Source organism: Arthrobacter sp. MMS24-S77, assembly GCF_054888235.1.
The window spans coordinates 1,597,159-1,611,801 of record NZ_JBTZRN010000001.1 but is presented as its reverse complement, the minus strand read 5'-3'; the positions used below and the strand labels follow the sequence as shown (position 1 = coordinate 1,611,801).

Genomic DNA, 14,643 nt, shown 5'->3' with positions numbered 1-14,643 from the left:
TAGGCTGGCGGTGATGACTACTTTCGTTTCCATCCCTGGCGATCTCCGGGCGCGCTACTCCCGCACAGCGGAGGGGCGGGCGTGGCTCTCCGGGCTGCCTGGACTGATCAACAGCAGCTTGGAGCGTTGGCAGTTGTCCGTTGACCTGGGACCAGGGGCGGAACCGTGGAATGGCCACGGCGGCATCGTCATTCCGGTCATCTACAACGGCGCCCGTTCGGTGCTCAAGATAGCGTTCCCACACGAGGAGGCCCTCGTTGAACGGCATGCGCTGGCCCTCTGGGGCGGTACCGGCGCGGTCAAGCTGCACGACGCCGATGCTGCCTCCTGCGCGATGGTACTGGAGCGGCTCGACGCCGGCCGCTGGCTGCACAGTGCCCCGATGGACGAAGCCCGCGACGTTTGGGGAACGCTCGTACGGGAACTCAGCATCGAACCGGACGAGCGGCCCGAATGGAAAGAGTTTGAGCACATAGCGGCCCGGGCCGAGCGCTGGAGCGATGAGCTGCCCGCTGACTGGGAGCAACTCGGCCAGCCCTTCCCGCGTTGGCTCCTCGAAGCCGCGCTGGAGGTGTGCCAGACACGGGGCGCTGTTGGACGCCGCGCAGGCAGGGACGTCCTGGTTCATTGCGATCTGCATTTCATGAACATCCTCCCGCACCTCAACGGCCACCAGTCCGTCAGGAAACGCGGATATGTGGCCATTGATCCGCAGCCGATGGTCGGGGAGGCAGAATTCGCCGTCGCCCCGATCCTGTGGAACCGTATCCGCGATCTCTCCAGAACGGCCCCGGAACTTGCACTCCTTGAACGTTGCGCAGATTTCAGCAACGCGGCCGGCTTGGACAGTGAGGCTGCCCGGGAATGGAGCGTGGTGCGCGAAGTGCAGAACGCCCTCTGGTACGCCGGCAAGCCTCATCATGAAGGCGATCTGGCCCGCTCCTTGTGGGTGGCCAGCACCCTCGCGGGGCGGCCACTGGACGGGCTGCCCGCCGCGCACGATCTGCCCGAGCCGGGCCTGGCTGGATCCGATTAGGGTTTAGCTCCGGTGAGGGTTGGCGGCAAAGCCATCGGCTCAGGCTGTTGCCTCCAACGCATCCTTGATGGCTTGCACGGCAACATCCAGATCGGCCGAATCCGTGGACCAGTTCGTGACCGAAACGCGCAGGATATCCCTGCCGTGCCATCGCGAACCGGACATCCAGACCCTCCCGTCGGCCATGATGAAGTCCGTGATGGCCCGGGTCCTCTCGTCTGAACCGAAGGCCAAGGACAATTGCGTGAACACCACGTCGTTGAGCACCTCCACGCCCGGCACCTCCGCAAGCCGCCGCGCCAATTCCGCAGCGCACTCCGCACGTCCCGCGACAAGCTGCCGCACGCCGTCGGCACCCAAGGACCGCAAGGCCGCCCACACCGGCACTCCCCTGGCCCGGCGGGACAGCTCGGGGACTTTTTCCATGGGGTCGCCAGGGCCGTGATCGTCCTGCATCAGGTATTCGGCGTGCATGCCGATGGCCGATCGAAGGGCGGCAACATCGCGCACCGCGACAATTCCGGCGTCGTAGGGCACATTGAGGGTCTTGTGGGCATCGGTCCCCCACGAATCAGCCAACTCCACGCCTTCGACCAGGTGCCGCAGCTCCGGTACCGCCGCCGCCCATAGTCCGAAGGCGCCGTCAACGTGGACCCAGGCGCCGTGCTCCTTGGCAGCCGAGATCGCCTCGGGGAAAGAATCAAAGGCTCCCGAGTGGAGGTTCCCGGCTTGGAGGCACACAATGGTTGGCCCGCGTCCGGAGCCGGCCTCCAGCGCGAACCGGAGCGCGGCTGGATCGATCCGTCCTTGGCGGTCGGCCCGGACAACTTCAGGAGTCCCCAATCCCAGGAAGCGCAATGCCATGTCCAGGCTCTCGTGCCGTTCCGCTCCGACGAGGACCCGCAGTTTCGGCGCGCCTTGGAGTCCCCCGACGTTGACGTCCCAGCCGGCGTTGCCCAACTGGCGCCAGCGAGCTGCCGCCAGCGCCGTGAAATTGGCCATGCTCGCCCCGGTGGCAAACCCGACGTCGGACCCTTCCGGAAGACCGAGCAGCTCGAGCAGCCATTGCCCGGCGGCTTCCTCGATCCCTGCGGTCGCGGGTGTGGCGAAACGCAGCCCGGTGTTCTGGTCCCAGGCGGAGACCATCCAGTCCGCGGCCATGCCGGCGGGCACGGTGCCTCCGATAACCCAACCGAAGAAGCGCCCCGATTGCATGGCCATCAGTCCGGGCTCTGCATGTTCGGCGAGGAAATCGATGACGGCAGCCGGCTCCAGCCCGCTGGCTGGAAGCGGGCCCCCGAAGACCGCCGCGATGTCATCGGCGGTGTTGCGTGGCCGTACAGGACGCCCAGGCAAGGCCCTCAACCACTCCCTGGTATGCTCCCATGCACGTTCGAGTGCCTGCTCATAGTCGCTGGAATCGACCCACATGAGTGCATGCTACGCCCGCGGCTTCCCCCGGGCCATCGCCGGCTGGAACCAGCCGGCTACTTCGAGAAGTAGTCGTGCCAGACGTCTAGGCCCAGCTTGATGATCAACGCGCCAACCACGATCAGGAACACCACGCGCACAAAGCCACTGCCCTGTTTCACGGCAGTCCGGGCACCGAGGTACCCGCCTGCCATGTTGGACAGCCCCAGCACGGCACCGACGCCCCACAGCAGCGATCCGTGCGGCAGGAAGAACAAGATCGCCCCGGCGTTGGTGGCCATGTTGACGATCTTCGCCTTGGCGCTGGCTTCGAGGAAGGCATAGCCCATAGCGGAGACGAGGGCGATCACCAGAAACGAGCCTGTTCCAGGACCTATCAGGCCGTCGTAGAACCCGATCACGGCACCGATGGCGCAAGCCACGACGTAATGCCTATGGCCGTCGTGACGCAGCGCGGTCAGCTCTCCCGCGTTGGGTCGCAACGCTGTGAAGACCGCGACGGCGATCAAGGCCGCCACGATGATGGGTTTGAACACGCTCGCAGGAAGATTGGCGGCCAAGACGGCTCCGCCGAAGCTGCCCGCGAGGGCAATCACCGCCATAGGTATGGCCGTCTTGAGGTCAGGGCCAACCCGACGGTAATAGGTGACGGCACTGGTCGTTGTTCCGAAGATGGAGCCCATCTTGTTGGTGGCCAGGGCCTGGACGGGAGTAATCCCCGGAACCAGGAGCAAGGCGGGGAGCTGGATCAGTCCCCCGCCGCCCACTACTGCGTCTATCCAACCGGCTGCGAATCCGGCCACCACGATCATGATGAGCGTGGTGAGCTGGACCGACTCGAAGCCGGAGATCACTTCTGGCGTACGGCGTTGACTACGTAGTCGGCGGCCTTCTCGACCGCCACGTTTTCGGCCTCACCGGTGCGACGGTCCTTGATCTCCACAACGCCGTCCACCAGGCCACGGCCGACTGCCACGATGGTAGGGACGCCCACCAGCTCGGCGTCACCGAACTTCACGCCCGGGGAAACCTTGGGGCGGTCGTCGTAGATCACGTCGAGGCCGGCAGCCTCGAGTTCGGCCGAGAGCTTCTCGGCCGCCGCGAAAATTTCCTCGCCGCGCCCGACGGCGACCACGTGGACGTCCGCCGGGGCTACGGAGCGAGGCCAGATCAAGCCGCGCTCATCGTTGTTGGCCTCGGCGAGGGCGGCCACGGCACGGGTCACTCCGACACCGTAGGAACCCATGGTGACCACAACCTGCTTGCCGTTCTGGTCCAGGACTTTCAGGTCCAGGGCCTCGGCATACTTGCGGCCGAGCTGGAAGATGTGTCCCATTTCGATGCCGCGTGCGGTCTCCAGGGGGCCCGAGCCGTCCGGGGCTTCGTCTCCCGCACGGACTTCGGTGCATTCAATGACGCCGTCCCAGGCGAAGTCGCGGCCAGCTACCAGGCCGAAGACGTGCTTGCCGTCCTCGTTCGCTCCGGTGACCCAGCTGGTGCCCGAGACAATCCGCGGGTCAACAAGGAAGAGCAGCTTGGACGTGCCTTCGAGTCCCAGCACGGCTTCGCCGAGGGCCAGTCCAGGGCCGATGTAGCCCTTGACCAGTGCCGGGTTCTTCTTGAGGTCTTCCTCGTTGGCCGCTTCCAGTCCGATCTCCCCTGCGATGGGCAGGAAGGAACCGATATTGGCCTCGACGCGCTTGAGGTCCACGGCGCGGTCGCCGGGAACGCCTATGACCACGATCTGGCGCTCGCCCGTGGGCAGCGTGACAGCGAGGACCACGTTCTTGAGGGTGTCCGCGGCAGTCCAGGCGCCGCCGTCGGAATCGCTGCGCGGAGCGAGCTGGTTGGCAGCTGCCACGAGGGTTTCGATGGTGGGTGTGTCCGGAGTGTCCAGGACGCGTGCGGCGGGAGTGTTGGTGAAGTCGATCTCGTCCGGGACCACTGTGGTCACGGCTTCGACGTTGGCCGCGTAGCCGCCCGCCGAGCGCACGAAGGTGTCCTCGCCGATCTCGGTGGGGTGCAGGAATTCTTCGCTCTTGGATCCGCCCATGGCGCCTGCCGTGGCCGCAACAGGGATGACTTCGAGTCCAAGGCGCTCGAAGATTTTCAGGTACGCGGCGCGGTGGGCTGCGTAGCTGGCATCCAGGCCGGCGTCGTCGACGTCGAAGGAGTAGGAGTCCTTCATGATGAATTCACGGCCGCGGAGGAGGCCAGCCCGGGGGCGTGCTTCGTCGCGGTACTTGTTCTGGATCTGATAGAGGCTCAACGGCAGGTCCTTGTACGAGGAGTACAAGTCCTTGACCAGGAGGGTGAACATTTCCTCATGCGTGGGGGCGAGCAGGTAGTCGGCACCCTTGCGGTCCTGAAGGCGGAACAGCCCCTCGCCGTATTCGGTCCAGCGGTTGGTGGCTTCGTACGGTTCGCGTGGCAGCAGGGCCGGAAAGTGGACTTCCTGGGCGCCGATGGCGGCCATTTCCTCGCGGATGATCTGCTCGACCTTGCGCAGGACGCTCAATCCCAGCGGCAGCCACGTGTAGATACCCGGTGCGGCGCGGCGGATGTAGCCGGCGCGGACCAGGAGTTTGTGGCTGGCGACTTCGGCGTCGACGGGATCTTCACGCAGGGTGCGCAGGAACAGCTGGGAGAGGCGAAGGACCACGGGTCAGAATCCGTTTCTATGGCAAGAGCTGGCAAAATCTACTGCGTACTAATCTACCGGCTTACAGCCGGGCCACTCGCCGGGCCCTTTCGTGCGCGCAGACCCGGCTGATTCCTGATTGCGCAACCCTGCCAAACGCAGATGAGCCACGCCATGGTCGGTGGAAGCCCCTGGCCGCTGGGCGGCTGGTCATCCTGCCATGGCGTGGCTCAGCGGCCGGTCGGCCGCGGGCGCTGTCCTGGAGGCTTAGTCAGCCTTGCCTTCCAGGGCAACCAGAACGCCCGCGACTGCGAAGAACTTGTTGCTACCGAGGTCACGAATGGTCTTGATTCCCAGGGCTTCCTGCAATTTCTCAGCGGTTGCATCGGTGACACCTGCAAGCGCTGCCGGAGACGCGTCGAGAATCTCCTTAAGCGACTTGTCTTCAAATGCCTTGTCGAGTGCCTTCGAAAGATCAACGCTTACAGCCATTTGTTTGTGTTTCCTCTCTGAAACCATCCGCGCCCCAACGACACGGCTGGTCCGAACATATGTGATCGCGGACACCTTTTTCAAGGACTTGGACTAATCAATAATTGTTGACCGCTGCCGGTACCGGGCTTACCTTTTATTCATCACCTGATGAATAAGTCATTCCCGGAGGCGACGATGTCCCACAGCACATCAGGAAGTAGCGCCCCAGTCACGCGCCCGGCAGTCAAGGCGGAGGGCCTGCACGTCACCCGTGGCCACAAGAAGATCCTGCGCGGCCTGGACTTCGCCATCGAACCCGGCCGGATCACCGGACTGCTCGGCCCCTCCGGGAGCGGCAAGACAACCCTGATGCGGGGAATAGTCGGGGTCCAACGACTCACTGCCGGCACCATAGATGTATTGGGCCGTCCAGCCGGCACGCCATCGTTGAGGCACGACGTCGGTTACGTCACCCAGGCGCCGAGCGTCTATACAGACCTCAGCGTCGAAGCGAACGTCAGATACTTCGGAGCCATGCACGGCACGACGGCGGCAGACACCGCGGAGGCGATTGCCGCCGTCGGGCTCGAAGCACTGGCGCGGCAAAAGACGGCGGACCTGTCCGGCGGTGAATTCAGCCGTGTCTCGCTGGCGTGCGCGCTCGTCTCGCATCCGCAGCTGCTGGTCCTCGACGAACCGACAGTGGGCCTGGATCCCGTACTGCGGGCCGAACTTTGGGGACGCTTCGCCGCCATGGCCGAATCGGGAACCACTCTGCTGGTGTCGAGCCATGTCATGGAAGAGGCCTCACACTGCTCCTCGCTGCTCTTGCTCCGCGACGGCATTTTGCTGGCCCAACTGAGTCCTGCGGAACTCAGCGAACGTGGTCACAGCCACGACCTCGAAAAAGCCTTCCTGCGCATCATCCAGGAATCCGATACGGCTCCCCATCACCGGAGCGCCAGTGAAAGCCAGGTGGCGTCATGAACCCTCGAATGATGCTCGCGACCTCCAGGAGGGTTCTGGGACAGCTGCGGCACGACCACCGCAGCGTCGCGCTCATCATGGTTGTTCCTGCTCTGCTGCTCACGGCCGTGTATTTCCTTTTCGAGAACGAGACCTTGCCGCCTGGATTCCCACGGACCTTTGACCGCGTCGGACTGATGATGCTGGCCATCTTCCCGTTTGTGGTGATGTTCCTGGTCACCTCGATCACGATGTTGCGGGAAAGGACCTCGGGGACGCTGGAGCGGCTCCTGACGACGCCCATCCACAAAGCCGATCTCCTGTTCGGCTACGCGTTGGCGTTCTCGATCATGGCGGCCCTGCAATCCCTGGTAGCCACGGCCGTGGCCTATTGGATCTTCAACCTGGATATCAAGGGGAGTCCGGGTTATGTGGTGTTGATCGCCGTCATCAACGCCGTGCTGGGAGTCGCCCTGGGCCTGTTGTGCTCGGCCTTCGCGCGGACCGAATTCCAAGCGGTGCAATTCATGCCGGTAGTGGTGGTGCCGCAGATCCTTCTGTGCGGGCTCTTCGTCGCGCGGGAACACATGAACGGCGTCCTCGAGAGCATTTCCAATGTGCTGCCACTGACGTTTTCGGTTGACGCCCTCCAGCAGATCGCCGGCAACGCCGGGGCAACCCAGGCCATGTGGCAGGACGCGGGCGTCATGGCGGCGATCGTGGTGGGGGTTTTGGTCCTGGCCTCGTTCACCCTCCGACGGCGGACTTCATGAGCGGCGCCTTGCCGCCGCTTCGGCGGGGACGCCGCAGCGGCGGCAGCGACTCGCGGGAATTGATCCTGGCGACGGCGCGCCGGCTCTTCGCCGAGCATGGTTTCGACGGCACGAGCCTGCGGCAAGTGGCCCGGGAGGCCGAGGTGGACCCGGCCATGGTCCACCACTTCTTCAAGGGCAAGGACGAGCTCTTCGCCCAGAGCGTCGAGCTCCCGGCGGATCCTGCGGAGGTGCTTGCCGGCGTCGAATCACTCGATCCGGCACAGCGTTCGGAGGCGATCGTCCGTGCCGTGTTGCGGTTGTGGGAAAGCCCGGCGCAACACGGACTCGTGGCGTTTGTCAGGGGAACCATCGGATCCAAGGCCAGGACCGCCTTGCTGCGCGAGATGGTGGCCCGGACCATCCTTTCCAGGATCACAGCTGGGCTCCCCGGCTCCCCCGAGGAAGCTCGAATGCGCGGCAACCTTGTCGCCACGCAGATAGTGGGGCTGATGCTGATGCGCTACGTGGTCCGGCTTGAACCACTTGCTTCGGCCTCCCAGGACGAGGTGGTGCGGCTCGTGGCACCTAACGTCCAGCACTACCTCACCGAGGAGCTCACGTAGCGCTTTCCCGCCCAACTAGTCCCCACCGCCACCCTCGCCTCGCAAGCTCGGCCAGGGAACCCTGGCGGCGTGGGCCCACGCAGTAGTTGTCGTTATGAGCCCTCATAACGACAACTACTGCGAGTCAGCGGATGAGCGCCGCTAGCGCGCCGTGGACCGGGAAAGTATGCGTCTGGCGCACCTGGACTCTGGCCCTCTCCGGGCGGCTCGGTGATCATGGAGGTGTTCGTCTTGGTGAACGCCGACCCAAGTTGGTGCCTTGAGTCCGTGAGTCAGCGTGGTGTGGGAGGGCTTCCACGGGAACCGTGGATTGTTGCTGTGAAGCACGGGTATTAGATTCCTGAACATATTCCCTGTCCTCCCCGAGACGGACACAGTAGATGGCCGCCTGAGGGTGTTGGAGGGAAGAAGGAATGGACATTGTTCACGAGCGGGCCGCGGGGTTGGATATCTCCAAACGCGACGCGAAACTCTGCGTGCGGGTGCCGGGCCCGCGGGCCGGGACCTATGCGTCGACGGTCACGACCTGGGGCTCGACTACCCAGAAGATCCTGGAACTGCGGGAGTTCCTGGAACGCGAACATGTGACCACGGTGGTGATGGAAGCGACCAGTGACTACTGGAAGCCCTTCTACTACCTGATGGAGGAAACGCTGCCGGTGATGCTCGTCAACGCCAAGGCCGCCCGGAACATCCCCGGGCGCAAGACGGACGTCTCCGACGCGGCCTGGCTGGCGCAGTTGGCCGCTTTCGGGTTGTTGCGGGCCTCGTTCGTGCCGCCGGAACCGATCCGTGAACTCAGGGACCTGACCCGGGCCCGTGCGATCGCCACCCGCGACCGGGCCCGGGAGATCCAGCGGCTGGAGAAGTTCCTGGAGAGTTCCGGGATCAAGCTCTCCTCCGTGGTCTCGGACCTGACCGGGGTGTCCTCCCGGGACATGCTCGAGGCCCTCATCAACGGGGAACGCAACCCCGATGTCCTGGCCGGCATGGCCCGGGGAGTGCTGCGCTCGAAGATCCCGGCCCTCGTTGACGCGCTCACCGGGCGGTTCAAACCCCACCACGCGTTCATGGCCCGCCTGCACCTGGACCAGATCGACACCCACACCCGGGTCATCGAGACCCTCACGGCACGGATCGAGGAGGCGATGGAACCCTTTCGCGACGCCAGGGAAGCCCTGGCCACCATCCCCGGAGTCTCCCTCAAAGTTGCCGAAGTGATCATCGCCGAAACCGGTGCGGACATGGCCGTGTTCGAAACCCCCGCCCGGCTCGCGTCCTGGGCCGGCGTCAGTCCCGGATCCAACGAGTCCGCCGGACGGATCAAATCCGCGCACATCCTGCCCGGGAACAAATACCTCAAGGCAGCCCTGGGCACCGCGGCCATGTCGGCCGCACGGTCCAAGAACACCTACCTCGCCGCGAGATACCACCGCATCACAGCCCGAAGCGGACGCAACAAAGCCCTCGTCGCCGTCGAACATTCCATCCTCACCGCAGCCTGGCACATGCTCGCCAACGGAGAGTGCTACAACGAGCCCGGAGCCGACCACTTCACCCGCATCAACCCGACCCGCGCCAAGAACAACGCCATCAAGCAACTCACCAGCCTCGGCTACGACGTCACGCTCACACCGGTCACTGCAGCCTGACCCACCCCTACTTTCGTATTAGTTGGGTTGGTCAGTACAGCACCGTGGCGAAGGTTCCGAGGCGTTGGAAACCGACCCGCTCGTAGGTGGCGCGCGCCCTGGTGTTGTATTCGTTGACGTACAGGCTGGTGATCGGTGCAAAGCGCTGGGCCAAGACAACCACGCCCGCCATGTACCCGGCGCTGAGTCCTTGGCCGCGGAACTCAGGGTTCATCCAGACGCCTTGGACCTGGGTTGCCTGCGCCGTGACGGCACCGAGTTCGGCTTTGAACTTCACGGTTCCGGCGTCGATGTGCACCAAGGAATGGCCTTGCCGGATCAGCCCGGCCACCCGACGGCTGTAGAAGTCTTCGCTCCCGAGAAAGGGCGAATAACCCACTTCTTCTTCGAACATGGCGGCACAAGCCGGTAGGATCCTGTCGAAGTCCGCTATGTCTCCGAAGCCGAGCTGCGGATTGGCTTCGACTGCAGGTGGGCCCGATATGGCCAGAAGCGGCTGGTCCGCGCGAACCTCGTGGGCGAAGTGCCCCAGTTGCTCCAGCCGGGAATGAAGTGCAAGCACGGACTCCGCAGGCCCGAAGATCGAGGCATAGCGACGGCCCGCCCGGTGTGCGGCTGAGGCCACACGGGCAGCCAATTCGGGGTCCAGCTGCACCGGAACCAGATTGGCACCGGCCCAGCAGGCACCTACCAGGGTGTCGCCGTCGAACACTCCGAACACACTCGCGCCGCCGGACGTGGGTGCGGCGCTCCCCGACGAGTCAAGGTGCGCCAAAATGAAGACGTTCGCTACGGCGTCTTCCATCGCGAGCGCACGAAGGGACCGGGTGTCGGCAGCGCCGAGCACCCGGACGGAAATCCCATCGGCACCAGTCTCGTCTTTACTACGAGACGCTAACCACGGGGCTACCCTTGACAGCATCTTCGCCATCGGCCTCCCCCATCTCTTCGGCGATACGCATGGCCTCTTCGATCAGTGTCTCAACAATCTGGCTCTCGGGAACAGTCTTGATGACTTCACCCTTCACGAAGATCTGTCCCTTGCCGTTTCCGGACGCAACGCCCAGATCGGCTTCGCGAGCCTCACCCGGGCCGTTCACCACGCAACCCATAACGGCGACGCGGAGCGGAATCTCCATTCCCTCAAGTCCGGCGGTGACCTGCTCGGCGAGGGTGTAGACGTCCACCTGGGCGCGTCCACACGATGGGCAGGAGACGATTTCCAACTTGCGTGGGCGCAGGTTGAGGGACTGCAGGATCTGGTTGCCTACCTTGATTTCCTCAACGGGCGGCGCGGACAGGGACACGCGGATGGTATCGCCAATACCTCGGGACAGAAGCGCTCCGAAGGCGGTAGCGGACTTGATGGTGCCCTGGAACGCGGGCCCAGCCTCGGTCACGCCAAGGTGCAGGGGCCAGTCGCCCTTTTCGGCGAGCATCTCGTAGGCCGCCACCATGATCACGGGGTCGTTGTGCTTGACCGAGATCTTGAAATCGTGGAAGCCGTGTTCTTCGAACAAGGAAGCTTCCCACACTGCCGATTCCACGAGGGCTTCCGGCGTGGCCTTGCCGTACTTCTTCAGGATGCCTGGCTCCAGGGATCCCGCGTTGACGCCGATCCGGATGGAAGTCCCGTGGTCCTTGGCGGCCTTGGCGATTTCCTTCACTTGGTCATCGAACTTGCGGATATTGCCCGGATTGACGCGCACCGCGGCGCAGCCTGCCTCGATCGCAGCGAAGACGTACTTCGGCTGGAAGTGGATGTCCGCGATCACCGGGATCTGCGACTTGCGGGCGATGATCGGCAGCGCCTCGGCGTCATCCGCGGACGGGCAAGCGACACGAACGATGTCACAGCCGGACGCCGTCAGCTCCGCGATCTGCTGCAGGGTGGCGTTGATGTCCGTGGTGGGGGTGGTGGTCATCGATTGCACACTGATGGGTGAATCGGAGCCGACGCCCACCGAGCCCACCTTGATCTGGCGGGTCTTGCGGCGGGGCGCGAGAACGGGGGGCGGGGCTGATGGCATTCCCAGGCTGACCGAGGTCACGTGGACTCCTTGGGTTGAAATGGGTGGATCGCAGGGCTTGGTTCCGGGCCCCGGCCGGTCATGCTGCTAGGAAGCGTGGGCGGAGAGCACTCCGATAATGGGGTTCCACTCGGACGTCCGGATGCCTGCAATCCCTTGTGCGGCGGCGAACGGATCCTCCTTCAACGTTGCGTTCAGCTCGGACTCGTCGGCGGCCTTCAGCAGCAACAGCGCACCCGCACCATCGGTGTAAGGACCACTCGCCAGCAGGGTCCCCTGCTCGGCAAGACCGGCGAGCCAGGCACGGTGGGCGGGGCGGTTCGCGTCGCGCACCTCGGCGGACTCGGCGTCGTACACGTACTCAACAGCGAAAACAGTCATATGGATAGCCTATCCCCCCAGTACAATTCAGCGGCCAGTACAATTCAGAGGCCAGCCCAATCCGGGACGTCCCCCGCAGCTTCACGCGCACCCGGATCAGCCGAAGATATTGACGGGCTTGACGATGTCCGCGTAGATCAACAGTGCACCCATGGCCATGAGCAGGCTGGCCACGACGTAGGTCAGCGGCAGGAGCTTGGCGATGTCGAAAGCGCCAGGATCCGGTTTACCGCGCAGCTTGGCGATTCGACGCCGGGCTCCCTCGTAGAGCGCGCCAGCCACGTGCCCACCGTCGAGCGGCAACAGCGGAATCAGGTTGAAGACGGCGAGCGCGAAGTTCAGTCCCGCCAGGAGCCCCACAAGCGCGCCGATGCGTGATTGCAACGGGACCTCCTCCATGGCGGCGACTTCACCGGCCACCCGGCCGACACCCACCACGCTGATGGGACCGTTGGGATCGCGCGGCTCGGAGCTGAACGCAGCCTGTGCCACGCCGACCACCCGGGCGGGCAGGTTGAGGATGACCCCGGCGATTTGTTTGATGTTCTCTCCGGCCATCGGAAGAACGGTCGACGCCGGTTGGGGCACCATGGCGGTCTGGGCACCAATGCCGAGGAACCCGACTTCTTCGTACAGCGGCTTGCCGTCCGCGCCCTTGGCCTGCTGGCCGTTGTCTCCGATAACAGGGCGTGCGGAAAGCACCGGGGTTACTTCCGTGGTGACGCTCTTGCCGTCACGCTCCACGGTGATGTGGACGGCTTTGCCTGCGGAAGCCCGGATCCAACTGCTCATTTCAGCCCAGCTGGTCACAGGCTTGCCGTCAAAGCCGGTGACAACGTCGTTGGGCTGGAGCTTGGCGACCGCCGCCGGGGTCAGCTGGCAGTCCGGCGAATTGGGATCAACGGTTTCTCCCGCCTTCACCTGGCACTTGGAGACAGTGGCAATGGTGGTAGTGGCGGTGGAAACACCGAAGCCCATGAGCAACACCGCGGTCAGCACAAGGCCGATCAGCAGGTTCATAGCCGGGCCGCCCAGCATGATGATGATCTTTTTCCAGACCGGCAGCCTGTAGAAGACCCTGTTCTGGTCGCCCGGTCCCACGTCCTCATGCGCCGCGGACCGGGCCTCGGTGGCAAGGGTTTGGAACATACCCGTGCTGGACGGACGCACGCTGCCATCATCTTTGTTGGGCGGATACATGCCGATCATCGAGACGTAGCCGCCAAGCGGAATGGCCTTGAAACCGTATTCGGTCTCGCCTTTCCGTGTGGACCAGAGGGTGGGGCCGAAACCGATCATGTACTTCGTGACGCGCACTTTGAAAAGCTTGGCGGGCACGAGGTGCCCCACCTCGTGCAGCGCGATGGAGACGGCCACGCCGATCGCGACGAAGACGACTCCGAGAATGAACAGGATGACGGGATTCATGCCTTAAGTACTGCTTCCTAAAGGGTGCTGTTGGCTAAACGATCGTGGGTGCGCGTGCGTGCCCACCTCTCAGCATCCAACACAGAGTCCACCGTCAGCTCCAAGGATCCTGAATGTTCGCTGAGGACTGACTCCACCGTGTCCACGATGTCGGTGAAGCGGATCCTGCCGGCGTGGAAGGCTTCCACGGCTTCCTCGTTGGCCGCGTTGAAGACGGCCGGAAAAGTACTGCCCTGCTTCGCGGCGTCCTTAGCGAGTTCCACCGCGGGGAAGGCTACCGAGTCAAGGGGTTCGAACGTCCAACTGGTGGCCTGGGTCCAGTCGCAAGCCTTGGCGGCGCGGGGCACGCGGTCCGGCCACCCGAGTCCGAGGGCTATGGGCAGCCGCATGTCCGGTGGCGAGGCTTGGGCGATGATGGAGCCGTCCACGAACTCCACCATGGAGTGCACCACTGACTGCGGGTGCACCACGACGTCGATCCTGTCCAAAGGGACGTCGAACAGCAGGTGCGCTTCGATGACTTCCAGGCCTTTGTTGACCAGGCTGGCTGAGTTGGTGGTGACCATCAGGCCCATATCCCACGTGGGGTGGGCAAGAGCCTCGGCCGGCGTCACGTCGCGGAGTTGCTCGCGGGTCCGGCCCCGGAAAGGCCCGCCCGACGCTGTTAGGATGAGTTTTTCAACCTCTTTGTCGGTTCCCGCGCGGAGGCATTGGGCGATGGCCGAGTGCTCGGAATCCACAGGCACGATCTGGTCAACGGCGGCCGCGGCCTTCACGAGCGCGCCGCCCACGATCAGGGATTCCTTGTTCGCCAAGGCGAGGGTGGCGCCGGACTTGAGCGCTGCCAGCGTGGGGGCCAAGCCGATGGAACCGGTGATGCCGTTGAGTACGACGTCCGCTTCGATCGCGGCAATCTTGGTGGAAGCGTCCGCTCCCGTGATGATTGCCGGATCATAGTTCCGGAGTCCGGCGGCGGAGGCGGCCGCACTGATGAGTCTCTGGAGTTCATGGGCGTCGCCGTAGGCGATGCCCACTGCCTGGGCCTTTGTGTGGACGGCTTGCTGCGCGATGAGTTCCAGGTTGCCGCCGCCTGCGCTCAGTGCCACGACCTCGAACAGGTGGGGAGCGGCGTCGACGACCTCAATCGCCTGTGTGCCGATGGAACCAGTGGACCCGAGGAGAACGATCTTGCGCGGCTGCATTGCTTAAGTATCCCGCACCCCAGG

14 protein-coding genes are annotated in these 14,643 nt (G+C 64.3%); 5 read left to right on the top strand and 9 right to left on the bottom strand.

Annotated features, from left to right (window positions below):
- The first annotated feature begins 13 nt into the window (after window positions 1-13).
- Window positions 14-1,036 carry an aminoglycoside phosphotransferase family protein gene (locus tag ACX5I4_RS07345; RefSeq protein WP_461836097.1) on the top strand — a complete coding sequence of 341 codons (1,023 nt, stop codon included), beginning with the start codon at window positions 14-16 and terminating at the stop codon, window positions 1,034-1,036.
- Between the two features lie 39 nt (window positions 1,037-1,075).
- Here ACX5I4_RS07345 and ACX5I4_RS07340 read toward each other — a convergent pair whose 3' ends face one another.
- The 4 genes from ACX5I4_RS07340 to ACX5I4_RS07325 all read right to left on the bottom strand — a co-directional run bounded on the left by ACX5I4_RS07340 (window position 1,076) and on the right by ACX5I4_RS07325 (window position 5,600).
- On the bottom strand, window positions 1,076-2,467 hold the full coding sequence (locus ACX5I4_RS07340) for a pyridoxal phosphate-dependent decarboxylase family protein (RefSeq protein ID WP_461836096.1): 1,392 nt from the start codon (window positions 2,465-2,467) through the stop codon (window positions 1,076-1,078).
- Between the two features lie 56 nt (window positions 2,468-2,523).
- Window positions 2,524-3,321, bottom strand: coding sequence for a sulfite exporter TauE/SafE family protein (locus ACX5I4_RS07335; RefSeq protein ID WP_461836095.1), 798 nt, complete (start codon window positions 3,319-3,321; stop codon window positions 2,524-2,526).
- Window positions 3,318-5,129 (bottom strand): proline--tRNA ligase, encoded by a 1,812-nt coding sequence (locus tag ACX5I4_RS07330; RefSeq protein WP_461836094.1) that lies wholly within the window; start codon window positions 5,127-5,129, stop codon window positions 3,318-3,320. The genes ACX5I4_RS07335 and ACX5I4_RS07330 overlap by 4 nt, the downstream gene beginning before the upstream one ends.
- Window positions 5,130-5,375: 246 nt before the next feature.
- Complete coding sequence (locus ACX5I4_RS07325; protein ID WP_461836093.1) at window positions 5,376-5,600, bottom strand: hypothetical protein; 225 nt, start codon at window positions 5,598-5,600, stop codon at window positions 5,376-5,378.
- A 177-nt stretch (window positions 5,601-5,777) separates the two neighbouring features.
- Between ACX5I4_RS07325 and ACX5I4_RS07320 the strand changes: the two genes are divergently transcribed.
- From ACX5I4_RS07320 to ACX5I4_RS07305, 4 genes are all read left to right on the top strand, one after another.
- Entirely contained in the window at window positions 5,778-6,569 is a 792-nt protein-coding gene (locus ACX5I4_RS07320) for an ABC transporter ATP-binding protein (protein ID WP_461838673.1), read from the top strand.
- Between the two features lie 8 nt (window positions 6,570-6,577).
- On the top strand, window positions 6,578-7,321 hold the full coding sequence (locus ACX5I4_RS07315) for an ABC transporter permease (RefSeq protein ID WP_461838672.1): 744 nt from the start codon (window positions 6,578-6,580) through the stop codon (window positions 7,319-7,321).
- The gene (locus ACX5I4_RS07310) at window positions 7,318-7,926 is read left to right on the top strand and encodes a TetR/AcrR family transcriptional regulator (RefSeq protein ID WP_461836092.1); all 609 of its coding nucleotides are present in this window, start codon (window positions 7,318-7,320) and stop codon (window positions 7,924-7,926) included. Before ACX5I4_RS07315 ends, ACX5I4_RS07310 begins: the two co-directional genes overlap by 4 nt.
- A gap of 413 nt (window positions 7,927-8,339) precedes the next feature.
- A complete protein-coding gene (locus tag ACX5I4_RS07305; protein ID WP_461835174.1) occupies window positions 8,340-9,578 on the top strand; it encodes an IS110 family RNA-guided transposase in 1,239 nt (412 codons plus the stop codon).
- A 31-nt stretch (window positions 9,579-9,609) separates the two neighbouring features.
- On the opposite strand, the gene ACX5I4_RS07300 is transcribed toward ACX5I4_RS07305, so the two are convergent.
- The 5 genes from ACX5I4_RS07300 to dxr form a co-directional block, all read right to left on the bottom strand.
- A complete protein-coding gene (locus tag ACX5I4_RS07300) occupies window positions 9,610-10,500 on the bottom strand; it encodes a GNAT family N-acetyltransferase (protein WP_461838671.1) in 891 nt (296 codons plus the stop codon).
- Window positions 10,463-11,629, bottom strand: coding sequence for a flavodoxin-dependent (E)-4-hydroxy-3-methylbut-2-enyl-diphosphate synthase (gene ispG / locus ACX5I4_RS07295; protein WP_078105708.1), 1,167 nt, complete (start codon window positions 11,627-11,629; stop codon window positions 10,463-10,465). Before ispG ends, ACX5I4_RS07300 begins: the two co-directional genes overlap by 38 nt.
- Before the next feature lie 66 nt (window positions 11,630-11,695).
- Window positions 11,696-11,989 (bottom strand): YciI family protein, encoded by a 294-nt coding sequence (locus tag ACX5I4_RS07290; RefSeq protein WP_184735894.1) that lies wholly within the window; start codon window positions 11,987-11,989, stop codon window positions 11,696-11,698.
- A gap of 96 nt (window positions 11,990-12,085) precedes the next feature.
- Window positions 12,086-13,417, bottom strand: a complete 1,332-nt coding sequence (locus ACX5I4_RS07285; RefSeq protein ID WP_461836091.1) for a M50 family metallopeptidase — start codon at window positions 13,415-13,417, stop codon at window positions 12,086-12,088.
- Window positions 13,418-13,434: 17 nt separating this feature from the next.
- Window positions 13,435-14,619 carry a 1-deoxy-D-xylulose-5-phosphate reductoisomerase gene (gene dxr, locus ACX5I4_RS07280; RefSeq protein ID WP_461836090.1) on the bottom strand — a complete coding sequence of 395 codons (1,185 nt, stop codon included), beginning with the start codon at window positions 14,617-14,619 and terminating at the stop codon, window positions 13,435-13,437.
- Between the last annotated feature and the right edge of the window lie 24 nt (window positions 14,620-14,643).